Source organism: Marinobacter profundi, from assembly GCF_002744715.1.
In the GTDB taxonomy this organism is placed as follows: domain Bacteria; phylum Pseudomonadota; class Gammaproteobacteria; order Pseudomonadales; family Oleiphilaceae; genus Marinobacter; species Marinobacter profundi.
On record NZ_KZ319375.1, the window covers coordinates 74,257 to 87,142 of the forward strand.

At 61.7% G+C, this 12,886-nt stretch carries 10 protein-coding genes; 7 read left to right on the forward strand and 3 right to left on the reverse strand.

Annotation, left to right across the window (positions count from 1 at the left end; translation table 11 throughout):
* Positions 1-16: 16 nt before the first annotated feature.
* On the forward strand, positions 17-2,536 hold the full coding sequence (locus CLH61_RS15580; RefSeq protein WP_099615695.1) for a penicillin-binding protein 1A: 2,520 nt from the start codon (positions 17-19) through the stop codon (positions 2,534-2,536).
* Between the two features lie 121 nt (positions 2,537-2,657).
* On the opposite strand, the gene CLH61_RS15585 is transcribed toward CLH61_RS15580, so the two are convergent.
* Positions 2,658-3,923 carry a malic enzyme-like NAD(P)-binding protein gene (locus CLH61_RS15585; protein WP_099615696.1) on the reverse strand — a complete coding sequence of 422 codons (1,266 nt, stop codon included), beginning with the start codon at positions 3,921-3,923 and terminating at the stop codon, positions 2,658-2,660.
* 309 nt (positions 3,924-4,232) lie between these two features.
* Entirely contained in the window at positions 4,233-4,454 is a 222-nt protein-coding gene (gene rpmE, locus CLH61_RS15590) for a 50S ribosomal protein L31 (protein WP_099615697.1), read from the reverse strand.
* Positions 4,455-4,693: 239 nt separating this feature from the next.
* Here rpmE and CLH61_RS15595 point away from each other — a divergent pair, with 239 nt between their 5' ends.
* The 6 genes from CLH61_RS15595 to CLH61_RS15620 all read left to right on the forward strand — a co-directional run bounded on the left by CLH61_RS15595 (position 4,694) and on the right by CLH61_RS15620 (position 11,646).
* A complete protein-coding gene (locus CLH61_RS15595; protein ID WP_099615698.1) occupies positions 4,694-6,856 on the forward strand; it encodes a primosomal protein N' in 2,163 nt (720 codons plus the stop codon).
* Between the two features lie 113 nt (positions 6,857-6,969).
* Positions 6,970-8,655, forward strand: a complete 1,686-nt coding sequence (gene argS, locus CLH61_RS15600) for an arginine--tRNA ligase (protein WP_099615699.1) — start codon at positions 6,970-6,972, stop codon at positions 8,653-8,655.
* Between the two features lie 33 nt (positions 8,656-8,688).
* The gene (locus tag CLH61_RS15605) at positions 8,689-9,315 is read left to right on the forward strand and encodes an SPOR domain-containing protein (RefSeq protein ID WP_099615700.1); all 627 of its coding nucleotides are present in this window, start codon (positions 8,689-8,691) and stop codon (positions 9,313-9,315) included.
* Positions 9,316-9,397: 82 nt separating this feature from the next.
* Complete coding sequence (hslV, locus tag CLH61_RS15610; protein ID WP_099615701.1) at positions 9,398-9,928, forward strand: ATP-dependent protease subunit HslV; 531 nt, start codon at positions 9,398-9,400, stop codon at positions 9,926-9,928.
* 12 nt (positions 9,929-9,940) lie between these two features.
* Positions 9,941-11,269 carry an HslU--HslV peptidase ATPase subunit gene (gene hslU / locus CLH61_RS15615; protein WP_099615702.1) on the forward strand — a complete coding sequence of 443 codons (1,329 nt, stop codon included), beginning with the start codon at positions 9,941-9,943 and terminating at the stop codon, positions 11,267-11,269.
* Between the two features lie 5 nt (positions 11,270-11,274).
* Positions 11,275-11,646 (forward strand): gamma-butyrobetaine hydroxylase family protein, encoded by a 372-nt coding sequence (locus CLH61_RS15620; protein WP_099615774.1) that lies wholly within the window; start codon positions 11,275-11,277, stop codon positions 11,644-11,646.
* Here the strand turns inward: CLH61_RS15620 and CLH61_RS15625 are convergent.
* Positions 11,631-12,875 carry a patatin-like phospholipase family protein gene (locus CLH61_RS15625; RefSeq protein WP_099615703.1) on the reverse strand — a complete coding sequence of 415 codons (1,245 nt, stop codon included), beginning with the start codon at positions 12,873-12,875 and terminating at the stop codon, positions 11,631-11,633. The genes CLH61_RS15620 and CLH61_RS15625 overlap by 16 nt on opposite strands.
* Positions 12,876-12,886: the final 11 nt, after the last annotated feature.

The window sequence follows — 12,886 nt, forward strand, 5'->3', positions numbered from 1 at the left end:
CAGTTGTCAGAAAAAAATGTCCAGATTGCTACGCTCTTCCCGCATCCTTGCCTGGTTTTTTCTCACCGGACTCAGTCTCGCCGCTCTCGTGTCCTCAGGCTTCTATCTGTACCTGCGACCCGGGCTTCCCCCGGTCGAGCAACTTATGGACATCAAGCTGCAAACCCCGCTCCGGGTCTACAGCGCGGACAACAGATTAATAGCAGAATTCGGTGAAAAGAGAAGGGCACCGATCACAATCGAACAGATACCAACAATTCAGTTACAAGCCTTCATGGCCGCCGAAGACGCCCGGTTTTACGAGCACATCGGAGTGGACTTCAAAGGCCTGCTGCGGGCTGCAGTCGAGTTGGTCACCACCGGCGAGATCCAGTCCGGGGGCAGCACCATCACCATGCAGGTTGCAAAAAATTACTTTTTGTCACGCGACCGGACCTTCATCCGCAAGTTCAACGAGATACTTCTGGCAATTCAGATCGAGCGTGAACTCGACAAAAACCGGATCTTCGAGCTGTACCTGAACAAAATTTACCTTGGCAACCGGGCGTACGGTATCCAGGCCGCCTCCCTGGTTTATTACAACAAGCCGGTCCATGAACTGGACCTCGCCCAGATGGCAATGCTGGCGGGCCTGCCCAAGGCCCCGTCAGCTTATAACCCGCTTGCCAATCCGCAGCGGGCGCTGATTCGTCGCAACTGGATCCTGGGCCGCATGCAGGAGCTGGGCTATATCACCCCGGACGCCTACCAGCTCGCGGTTGAGGCACCGCTGACCGCCAGCTACAACGCCACTGCCACCGAAGTCGACGCCGATTACGTCGCCGAAATGGCCCGTAGCGAACTGGTCGAGCGCTTCGGCGAAGCGGCCTACACCGACGGCTACAAAGTCACCCTGACCGTAGACAGCAGCAAACAGCAGGCCGCCACCATGGCGCTCCGCAACGGGCTGGAAGCTTACGATCGGCGCCACGGCTATCGGGGACCCATTGGCAAGGTTGCCGCGGAAGAACTGGGCAACGGAGCCCCGGACGAGCTGCTGGCTGGTTACCCCCGGATCGAAGAGCTCCGACCGGCACTGGTTACCAACGTCCGGGACAAGGACGGCGAGGTGGACGTTCATGTCCGCCATCTCGGGCCAGCAACCATGGCCTTCGAATCGATGACCTGGGCCAAGCGCTTCAAGACCGAGAGCTACACCGGCGCCGAGCCCAAACAGGCCTCGGAGGTCGTCAATCCGGGCGACATCGTCTATGTCAAGGCACTCAGCGCTTCTGCACCGGACGGCGGCGAAACCGATACCGCAGCAGAACAGGGTGAGAGCGTCACCTCGTCACCACTGCAGGTCGCACTGTACCAATTGCCCAACGTTCAGGGCGCACTGATCTCCCTTGATGCCAAGAGCGGCGCCATTGAAGCACTCGTTGGTGGCTACAGCTTCAGCCAGAACAAGTACAACCGGGCAGCCCAGGCCAGGCGTCAGCCCGGCTCGACTTTCAAGCCGTTTGTCTACCTGACCGCCCTCGAAAGCGGAATGACACCGGCCACCATCTATAACGACGCGCCGATTGTCTTTAACGATGCCGAGCTGGAAAACACCTGGCGCCCGGAAAACTCGTCCGGAGAATTCGACGGCCCCACCCGGCTGCGCGAAGCCCTTTACCGCTCCCGCAACCTGGTTTCCATCCGGTTGCTGCGGGATCTCGGCATCCAGAATACCCTCAATTACCTGCAACAGCTCGGCCTGCCGACCGATGACATGCAGAAGGATCTGTCCCTGGCGCTCGGCAGCGGACTCCTGACCCCGATGGAACTGGCCCGGGGTTTTGCCGTCATCGCCAACGGCGGCTACGATGTGCAGCCCTGGCTCATCAAGGAGATCCGCGACGTCAACAACGACGTGGTATACGAGGCGCCGGAGGTTGTGCTCTGCGACCGTAACTGCGAGGAGATGGCCCAGACGGTCACACTGCCTGCCCCGCAGGATCCCGGTACCGGCGAGCGCACTGCAGACACCCCGGACCCCGAATTGCGGATCGCCCACCGACTGGCCGATGAACGGGCAGTGTATATCCTGCACTCCATGATGCGCGACGTTATCAAGCGCGGCACCGGTCGCCGGGCCCTTGCCCTGGGACGGGATGACATTGCCGGCAAGACCGGCACCACCAACGACCAGCGGGACGCCTGGTTTGGCGGCTTCAACTACGACCTCGCCACCACCGTCTGGGTGGGCTTCGACCAGCCCTCCCCCATGGGCCGCGGCGAGTACGGTGCGGTAGCAGCACTCCCGGTGTGGGTTGACTACATGAAGGTCGCCCTTGCCGACACCCCGGCTGCGTTCATGCCCCAGCCCAACGGGATTATCAGTGTGCGCATCGACCCAGCAACGGGACGGCGCGCCCGCGCCGGGCAGGAAGGCGCGGTCTTCGAGCTGTTCCGCGAAGAGAATGCACCGGAGGCACTGCCCGCAGATATCGGAAACGGCGGCCAGATCAGCGGCGGCAGCGCCGGCGGCCTGCCACAGAGCCTGTTCTGACGCAGCAGCGGGGCCTCCCGCCCCGCTGCGGAACCGGGCGACGCACACCCGGACCGCCAAACTGCAGACACAAAAAAACCGGTGGTTAACCACCGGTTTTTTTGTGCTCAAACGGATGCTATCAGATGATGTCGTCCATGGACTTCAGCGGATAGTGAGCCGGGTAAGGCAGGCCAGCTACGCCGGAATCTACCGCAGCGCGGGCTACAGCAGCAGGAACCACCTCCAGCAGACGAACGTCCATCGGCTTCGGAATGATATATTCCTTGCCGAATTCAAGGCTGTCTACACCGTAAGCCGCACAGATTTCCTGCGGCACCGGCTCCTTGGCCAATTCACGGATAGCGTGAACAGCAGCCACTTTCATTTCCTCGTTAATCGCGGTTGCACGAACGTCCAGCGCGCCACGGAAAATGAACGGGAAGCCCAGCACGTTGTTCACCTGGTTCGGATAGTCGGAACGGCCGGTTGCCATAATCAGGTCATTACGGGTAGCCATAGCTATTGCCGGGCTGATTTCAGGGTCCGGGTTGGAACAGGCAAACACGATCGGGTTCGGAGCCATCTTGGCCAGCTGATCGCCGCTCAGCAGATCCGGGCCGGACAGGCCCAGGAATACGTCGGCACCGTCAATGGCATCATCCAGAGTGCGCTTGTCGGTTTCGTTTGCGAACATCGCCTTGTACTGGTTCAGGTCATCGCGACCGGCGTGAATCACACCCTTACGGTCGAGCATGTAGATATTTTCAGACCGGATACCACAGCTTACCAGCAGCTTCATGCAGGCGATGGCGGCCGCACCGGCGCCCAGGCATACCACCTTGGCTTCTTCGATTTTCTTGCCCTGCAACTCAAGCGCGTTCAGCATGCCAGCGGCAGTCACAATGGCAGTACCGTGCTGGTCATCGTGGAAGATGGGTACATTGCACTTTTCGATCAGAGCACGCTCAATCTCGAAGCACTCGGGCGCCTTGATGTCTTCCAGGTTGATGCCGCCGAAGGTATCTGCGATGCGCTCGACAGTTTCAATGAACGCTTGCGGGCTTTCGGAATTGACTTCAATGTCGAACACGTCGATTCCGGCAAAGCGCTTGAACAGTACGCCCTTGCCTTCCATTACCGGCTTGCTCGCCAGAGGGCCGAGATTACCCAGACCCAGGATGGCAGTTCCGTCAGAAATAACGGCTACCAGGTTGCCCTTGGCTGTGTATTTGTATGCATTCTCGGGGTCCTTCGCGATCTCGCGGACCGGCTCGGCAACCCCGGGGCTGTACGCCAGGGAAAGATCGCGGGCAGTTTCGGTAGGCTTGGTGATTTCAACACTCAGCTTACCAGGCCGCGGCTTGGCGTGATATTCAAGGGCTGCTGCTTTCAGATCTTGAGACATTGCCACTGTTCCGTTTGTCACGTTTAAAGGGACGGAGATACGTTGTTGCTGACCGACTCCGGGCGCCCGGCAGTGCCGTGTGCGACTCCGGCTTTGGATTCTGGGTATACGGCCAGCCTGAATCTCTTTAACCATTCCCCAGGTACTCACCTGAAGGAGCGCGCCATTATGGCGCGAAGCCCACAACCAGACAAGGGCTCCTGAATATTCTGTAACCAGTCAATCCGGCAAAGTGCTAATAGACGCTTTAAACTGCAGGCACAAAAAAAGCGCCCCGCAGGACGCTTTTTCGTGCAATCGGGACCTGAATCAGTCCTTCTTGCCACCGATACGGCCACCGAAACGCTTCTGGAAACGGTCGATACGGCCGCCGGTATCCATCACCTTCTGCTTGCCGGTGTAGAACGGGTGACACTGGGAGCATACGTCCAGCTGCAGGTCGTGACCAACAGTGGAGCGGGTCTTGATCACGTTGCCGCAGGAACAGGTGGCAGTGATCTCTTCGTACTTCGGGTGGATACCTTCTTTCATGGCGAACCTCTGTAGGTCATGCCGCTACCCGATCACGGAAACCCGGAGGTTCCAGGTGTCAGGCACCGCATGTTTGAATCAAATGAAAAGACGGGGCACAATCAGGCCCGGCCTCAAACAGACCGCGAATATTACTTGCAATCCGGGTGCTACGCAAGCATCCGACCGGTTCCCGGCTCCATATGCAACGCCGGACCGATACGCAATTTCCACAGCATTCACCGAGGCCGGAGCCGCCAGTGACCCGAACCGCCCGCATTGCCCTCAATCGCCCGTTGCGCCGGTTGTTCGATTACCTGATCCCGGACGACCAAGAGCTCCGGAACGGGCAACGGGTTACCGTGCCGTTTGGCCGCCAGTCTGCCACCGGCATCGTCGTCGACAACAACAGCGAACCACCAGAGGGCGTCACCCTGAAGCCGGTCACCGGCGCCCTGGAACCCTGGCCGGTACTGCCCGAAGAAACATTCCAGCTGCTCAACTGGGCGGCGAGCTATTACCAGCACCCGCTGGGTGAATGCCTGTTCATGGCACTGCCGCCAGCCCTGCGTCGCGGCCGTCCGGCAGAACAGAAGCGGGAAAGCGCGTGGCAGGTCGCCGGAACGCCGGCAGACCTGCCCGCCAACGCCCATCGCCAGCAGGCATTGCTGGACTGGCTCGGGAGCCAGCCCACCGCCCGCGAAACCAGCGCCATCGTAAAAGCAGGATTCACCCGCGCCCAGCTCAGCGCCCTGGCCGACAAGGGACTGGTTGTCGAGACCCGGGTGGATGCCGAGCCCGTGGCAACGGCACAGCTGCCAGAGCTGTCTGCGGCGCAGCAACACGCCCTGGATCAGCTGCCGCTGCCCGCTGACGGCTTTGCCACCGCCCTGCTCTATGGCATCACCGGCAGCGGCAAGACCGAGATCTATCTCCATTACCTCAGGGAGTTTCTTGACGCCGCCCGCCAGGCCCTGGTGCTGGTGCCCGAAATCAACCTGACACCGCAGACCGTTGCCAGATTCCGGCGCTACTTCGGCGATCGCGTGGTGGTCTGGCACTCCTCCCTCAACGATGGCGAACGGCTGGCTACCTGGCTCCGTGTCCGCAACGGCGAACCGGTCATTCTCATCGGCACCCGGTCAGCAGTACTGCTGCCGTTCACCGGCCTGCAAACCATCATCGTGGACGAGGAACACGACAGCTCGTACAAGCAGGGCGACGGCTTCCGCTATTCCGGCCGCGACATTGCGGTCTATCGCGGCCATCTTAACCAGTGTCCGGTGATTCTCGGGTCCGCCACCCCCTCCCTTGAGTCGATCCACAACAGCCGCAACGGCAAGTACCGGCTGGTCTGCCTTGAAGAGCGGGCGGGCAACGCCCGGCTACCGGAAATCAGCCTGCTGGACATCCGCAGCCGACCCCTGGAAGGCGGACTGTCACGGCCGGCACTGCAAGCCCTTCGCCAATGCCTCGACCGGGGCCAGCAAGCCCTGGTTTACGTCAATCGGCGGGGCTATGCCCCGGTGATGATGTGTTTTGACTGCGGCCATATAGAAGAGTGCCCCCGTTGCGACACCCGGCTCACCTACCACCGTCGTGACCGCGCCATGCGCTGTCATCACTGCGACTTCCAGGCTGCCGCCAGCGATCATTGCCCGAAATGCCAGAGCGCGGCATTTAAACCGGTTGGCCAGGGTACCGAAAGGGCTGAAGACGTGTTGGGCGCGGAGTTTCCCGCCACGCCGGTGGTCCGGGTGGATCGTGACAGCACCCAGCGCAAAGGCAGCATCCAGGGCATCCTCGACCGGGTGAACAGCGGACAGCCCTGCATCCTGGTGGGCACCCAGATGCTGGCCAAGGGCCACGACTTCCCCAATGTCACCCTGGTGGTGGTGGTCAATGCCGATGGCGGCCTGTTCAGTGTGGACTTCCGGGCCCCGGAACAACTGGTCCAGACCCTGCTTCAGGTCAGCGGAAGGGCCGGTCGCGGTAACTTGCCGGGGCGGGTCCTGGTGCAGACCTGTCACAGCGACCATCCCTTACTGCAGGCCCTGTGCCGCGGCAAATACCTGCCCATGGCCGAACGCCTGCTGGCAGAACGGGAAGCCGGCCAGTTCCCGCCATTTCGCGCCATGGCCCTGTTGCGGGCCGAGGCCGACACCATGGAGAACAGCCTGGGCTTCCTCGATGGCGCGCGCCGGCAACTGGATGGCAGTGATCACGACATCGAGCTCTGGGGACCGCTTCCTGCCGTTATTGCGCGCCGTGCCGACCGCTTCCGAGCGCAACTGGTGCTGCTCGCCCACAGTCGGGGCCGCCTCAACCAGGTGCTCAGCAACCTGTGCCAGCAACTGGATAACCAGCGCCAGCCCAAGGGGCTGCGCTGGCAGGTCGACGTCGATCCACAGGAAACCGCCTGATGCGCTATGGTTTTTGCTTGCGCAGGCAGTTTCCGCGATAATAGCGCCCTTTGATTCCCTGACGGCACCGCCGTCTCCGCCCAATTTCCCGTAAAGCCGAGTCACCTGACAGCATGAAAGAAACCGTTACCCAACTGCTCGAGTCTGCACTGGCCAACCTTCAAGCCCAGGGCATCCTGCCGGCTGACCAGCAATTCTCCCCCCAGGTGGGCAACACCAAGGACAAGGCCCACGGTGATTACGCCTGTAATATTGCGCTGATCGCCGCCAAGGCCGCCGGCTGTCCGCCACGCCAGCTGGCGGAGACCCTGATCGCCAACCTGCCTGCCAGCACCGCCGTGGACAAGGTGGAGATTGCCGGACCGGGATTCATCAACTTCTTCATGAGTACCGCCAGCGCCTTTGAGATTGTGGAAACGGCGTTAGCCCAGGGCAGCGAATTCGGCCGCAACAACTCCGGCAACGGCGAAGCGGTCCAGGTGGAATTTGTGTCCGCCAACCCGACCGGCCCGCTGCATGTCGGTCACGGTCGTGGCGCGGCCATCGGCGACTGCCTGTGCCGGCTGCTGGAAGCCAACGGTTACAACGTGACCCGCGAGTTCTACTACAACGATGCCGGCGCCCAGATCAACAACCTGGCACTGTCAGTCCAGGCACGGGTCAAAGGCCTCACCCCGGACGACGGCAGCTGGCCGGCCGACGGTTACCGCGGTGATTACATTATTGATGTTGCCCGCGCCTACACTGCCGGCGAAACCATTACCGCCGATGACCGCGAAGTGACCGGCAACGGCGACGAGGATGACCTGGACGCTATCCGCGAATTCGCCGTCGCGTACCTGCGCCGGGAACAGGACCTGGACCTGCGCGCCTTCGGTGTCGAGTTTGACGTCTTCTTCCTGGAGTCTTCCCTGTACGAGGACGGCAAGGTCGAGGCCACCGTTAACCGCCTGAAAGACAACGGCTACACCTACGAACAGGATGGCGCCCTGTGGCTGCGCACTACCGAATTCGGTGACGACAAGGACCGGGTAATGCGCAAAAAAGACGGCGGCTACACTTACTTCGTGCCGGATGTGGCGTACCACCTGGACAAGTGGCAGCGCGGCTTCACCACGGTTATCAATGAGCAGGGCGCCGACCACCATTCCACGGTGACCCGCGTACGCGCCGGCCTGCAGGCGCTCAACGCCGGCATCCCCAAGGGCTGGCCGGATTACGTACTGCACCAGATGGTGATGGTGACCCGCTCCGGCCAGGAAGTAAAAATCTCCAAGCGCGCCGGCAGCTACGTCACCGTACGGGACCTGATCGACGAAGTCGGCCGTGACGCCACCAGGTTCTTCCTGGCGGCCCGCCGCGTCGACTCCCAGTTGACCTTCGATATCGACCTGGCGCGCTCCCAGACCAATGAAAACCCGGTGTACTACATCCAGTATGCCCATGCCCGGATCTGCTCGGTACTGCGCAAGCTGGCCGAAGAAGGCGTGGTGCGCGGGCGCCAGGAATGCGCGGGCGACCTCACCCTGCTGACCCTGGACGAAGAGAAGGAACTGGCAAACCAGCTGGCCCGATACCCCGAACTGGTCGCCAATGCCGCCGCCCAGCGGGAACCGCACCATGTCTCCCACTACCTCCGGGAGCTGGCGGGACAGTTCCACACCTATTACAACGCCCACAAGGTGTTGATTGACAACACCGAACTGCGGGATGCCCGGGTCAGCCTGTACCTCGCCGTGCGTCAGGTCATTGCCAATGGCCTGGACCTGCTGGGCGTCAGCGCGCCGGAAGAAATGTAGGCCTCGGAAGCGACGACAGGATAACCACGGTACATGTCACGAGATTACGCCAGGAAGACTCCGCCACGCCGGGCAGCTGCCCGGCCCGAGCGGTCGGCCCACAAGCCCCGCAAACGGGAACCGGCCCGCATGCCGTCGGCCAACAGCCAGGCGGGCGGGCTATCCCTGCGCTGGATTTTCTCGCTGGCCGCCGTGGGGGCGTTCATCGGATTTATCGTCTACCTGAACTCGCTGCCCACCGGTAGCAGCCCTGCCCGACAGACCACGCCTGCAACGCCGCCACCAGAATCGCAGCCCGCCACCCCGGCAGTCAGCGAGCAGAAACCGCAGAACTTCCGCTTCTACGAGATGCTGCCGGATTCCGAGGTGATCCCGCCCAAAGTGGAAGAGTATACCCCGGGCCCCAGCCAGCAGAACTTCCGCTACCTGGTACAGACCGGTTCATTCCGCCAGCAAGCTGATGCGGAACGCCAGCGCGCCCAGATCGCCTTCCAGGGCCTGCGCGCTTCGGTCAGCCGCATCGACCTCAACAACGGCTCCACCTGGTACCGGGTCAATGTCGGCCCGTTTGATTCCCGCAGCCAGATGAACGCCGCCATCGACAAGCTGGTGGCGATCAACATCCAGCCGCTGGCGCGGAAAATTCCCAAGGAAGACTGAATCCCCTCTCCCTCCCTTGAAAACGGCTCCACCGCCACCATAACGTCTCAATACCGTTTCTGATCAGGCAAGTGGAGCCAACATGACAACCATACTTTCTGTGCGGCGGGACGACGAAGTCGCCATGGGCGGCGACGGCCAGGTTTCCCTCGGCAACACCGTTATGAAAGGCAATGCCCGCAAAGTTCGCCGGCTGTACAACGGCAAGGTGCTGGCCGGTTTTGCCGGCGGTACCGCCGATGCCTTTACCTTGTTCGAGCGTTTCGAGGCACAGCTGGAAAAGCACCAGGGCAACCTGACCCGGGCGGCGGTTGAGCTGGCCAAGGACTGGCGAACGGATCGCGCCCTGCGGCGGCTGGAAGCGCTGCTTGCGGTGGCCGACAAGACTGCGTCCCTGATCATCACCGGCAATGGTGACGTGATCGAGCCGGAACAGGGCCTGATCGCCATTGGCTCCGGCGGCCCCTTTGCGCAGTCCGCAGCCCGCGCCCTGCTGGAGAACACCTCACTGGGCGCGCAGGACATTGTGGAGAAAGGTCTGGATATCGCAGCCGATATCTGTATCTACACCAACCACAACCGCACCATTGAAGTGCTGCCTGTTAACGACTGACCCGGAGTTCCCATGTCTTCGATGACCCCGAGAGAAATCGTCCACGAGCTCAACAAGCACATCGTGGGCCAGGAAGAAGCCAAGCGCGCCGTTGCCATTGCCCTGCGCAACCGCTGGCGCCGCATGCAGCTCGACAGTGAGCTGCGTGAGGAAATTACCCCGAAGAACATCCTGATGATCGGCCCGACCGGTGTCGGCAAGACCGAAATTGCCCGCCGCCTGGCCAAACTGGCGGACGCCCCCTTCCTCAAGGTGGAAGCCACCAAGTTTACCGAAGTGGGTTACGTGGGGCGGGATGTGGAATCCATTATCCGCGACCTGGCGGACATGGCGGTAAAGATGCTGCGCGAGCAGGAAATGAAGCGGCATGAATACCGCGCCCTCGATGCTGCTGAGGACCGCATTCTCGATGCCCTGCTGCCGCCCGCCCGGGATTTTTCCGAAGACAGCAAACCCGCGGCCGACTCTTCCACCCGCCAGCTGTTCCGTAAGAAATTGCGGGAAGGTGAACTCGACGACAAGGAAATCGAGATCGACCTGCGCGCCAGCAGCGCCGGCGTGGAGATCATGGCACCTCCCGGCATGGAAGAGATGACCAACCAGCTGCAGAGCATGTTCTCCAACCTGTCGTCCGACAAGCGAAAAACCCGCAAGATGAAAGTCGCCGACGCCCTGAAACGGGTCAAGGACGAGGAAGCCGCCAAGCTGGTGAACGAGGAAGAGATCAAGCAGAAAGCTCTGCAGGCGGTGGAACAGAACGGCATCGTGTTTATTGACGAAATCGACAAGGTCGCCAAGCGTTCCGAGGGAGCCTCCGCCGATGTCTCGCGGGAAGGCGTCCAGCGCGATCTGCTGCCGCTGATCGAAGGCAGCACCGTCAGTACCAAGTATGGCGCCGTGCGCACCGATCATATCCTGTTCATTGCGTCCGGGGCCTTTCACCTGTCCAAGCCGTCGGATCTCATTCCGGAGCTGCAGGGGCGGCTGCCGATCCGGGTCGAGCTCAAGGCCCTGACCCCGGATGACTTCAAACGCATCCTGACCGAGCCGGACGCCTCCCTGGTCCAGCAGTACGAAGCCCTGATGCAGACCGAAGGCGTCACCCTCAGCTTCCGTGAAGACGCCATTGCGCGCCTCGCAGAGGTGGCCTGGAAGGTGAATGAGACCACCGAGAACATCGGCGCCCGCCGCCTCCACACGGTGCTTGAGCGACTGCTGGAGAGCCTGTCGTTCGATGCGGGCGACAAGGTCACCGACAGCTTCGAGGTGACCGCGGCCTACGTGGACGAAAAGCTGGGCGAACTGGCCGAAGACGAAGACCTCAGCCGGTATATCCTGTGAACAACCTGCGCCCCACGGACATCCGCATCCGCACACAAAGCCGCGTACTGCGGCTGGAGTATGTCGATGGCCAGGTGTTCGAGTTGCCCTTCGAACTGCTGAGGGTGTATTCACCCTCAGCAGAGGTGCGAGGCCATGGCATGGGCCCGGGCACATTGCAGACCGGCAAGCGCAAGGTGGCGCTGACCGGGGCAGACATGGTGGGCAACTACGCCCTCAAGCTGTCCTTCAGTGACGGCCATGATTCCGGGCTCTACACCTGGGAGTACCTGCGGGAGCTGGGCGAGCAACAGGACACCTACTGGCAGCGCTACCTGGCAAGACTGGAAAAGGAAGGCGGCTCGCGGGACGAGCCGGATACTTACAGCGCTTTGTGAAGCAGCCCGGTGACGTTATCGAGCCCGGAGGCGAGTCTGCCCTTCCGGGCTTTTTTGTTCCTGCCTTTCGCCACATACAGTGGCAGCATCTCACCGTACAGGCTGGTACTGATGGTACGCTGTTCGTCCTCCAGGCGGTCCCGGCGCAAGCGAATGCCGTACTTCGCCAGCCGCGGCTCCAGCTCATCAGCCCGGGCCAGCAGATCGCGCCGGGTCATCTGGTAGGCGTGCTCACAGACCATCCGGCGGGACTGGAAACTGAACACATTGGAGAAAAACAGTTTGGCATCGTCCCGGGTGGGCTCAAAAAGCAGGATGTCCTTGTCGGGATAATCCCGGGCATATTGCGCAATACCTGACTGCATCCGCGAATACACCATGGTGCGATAGGCCTGGGAGAGCAGATTGGGCATTCCGGAACGGGTCAGCGTTCCCGGCCCCATGGTTCCGGCCCGCACGGCGGCACTGGCATCAATGGGCACCTGGGGGTTGACCGCAAACACCAGGTCCGCGCCGTCCTCGAAGGCCACCGAGGCATGCAGCCCCTTTCTCAAGGTACCGTCCACATAGTAACGACCATCAATGGTAACCGGCACATAGATGCCCGGCGACGCAGTGCTGGCCTGGATGGCCCGGGATATGGGGACATGATCAAAGCCCGGCGCTCCGAAACACACCGCCTCGGTGCTTTCCACATCCGCGGCGACGATATACAGGCTGCGCCTGAGCTGGCGGAAGTCGTTGGTCCGCCCCAGCATGGTGAACGACCGCTGCAGGTAATCGTGCAAGCCCTCGTTGTCGAACAGGCCGGCGGGAGCGGCCTGGGCGAGGATGGTCAGTGCTTCGAGCAGGCTCTGGTCGTAGGGGTTGTTAACAAATCGGGTGACCGCGCTGGCGACCAGCCCGGGCACCGCCATCAGGCGACTGCCGATTTCCCGGAATGCCGGGCGATAGAAGACTTCAGGGTGGAACGGGTGAACTTCAGCCTCGTTGCGGACAAAGATCCGGCACAGCTGGGCTGTCGTTACCTGGTTCGCCAGGTTAGCCGCCACAAAGGAGCCGGCATTCACACCGACATAGACGTCGATATTATTGAAGTCGAGACCGTCGAGCGCCTCGTCCAGCGCCCTCAGGGCGCCAATTTCATAGATACCGCCGAGCGGACCACCACCACCAAGTGCAAGACCGATACGGGGCCTGGGCTTGATCTCTGTGCTCGTTGCCGCCATGACACTGTATC

Bases quoted from the DNA above. Each gene is read 5' to 3' on its own strand.
- CLH61_RS15580 (WP_099615695.1), top strand. From the start codon at position 17: ATGTCCAGATTGCTACGCTCTTCCCGCATCCTTGCCTGGTTTTTTCTC.
- CLH61_RS15585 (WP_099615696.1), bottom strand. From the start codon at position 3,923: ATGTCTCAAGATCTGAAAGCAGCAGCCCTTGAATATCACGCCAAGCCG.
- rpmE (WP_099615697.1), bottom strand. From the start codon at position 4,454: ATGAAAGAAGGTATCCACCCGAAGTACGAAGAGATCACTGCCACCTGT.
- argS (WP_099615699.1), top strand. From the start codon at position 6,970: ATGAAAGAAACCGTTACCCAACTGCTCGAGTCTGCACTGGCCAACCTT.
- CLH61_RS15605 (WP_099615700.1), top strand. From the start codon at position 8,689: ATGTCACGAGATTACGCCAGGAAGACTCCGCCACGCCGGGCAGCTGCC.
- hslV (WP_099615701.1), top strand. From the start codon at position 9,398: ATGACAACCATACTTTCTGTGCGGCGGGACGACGAAGTCGCCATGGGC.
- hslU (WP_099615702.1), top strand. From the start codon at position 9,941: ATGTCTTCGATGACCCCGAGAGAAATCGTCCACGAGCTCAACAAGCAC.
- CLH61_RS15625 (WP_099615703.1), bottom strand. From the start codon at position 12,875: ATGGCGGCAACGAGCACAGAGATCAAGCCCAGGCCCCGTATCGGTCTT.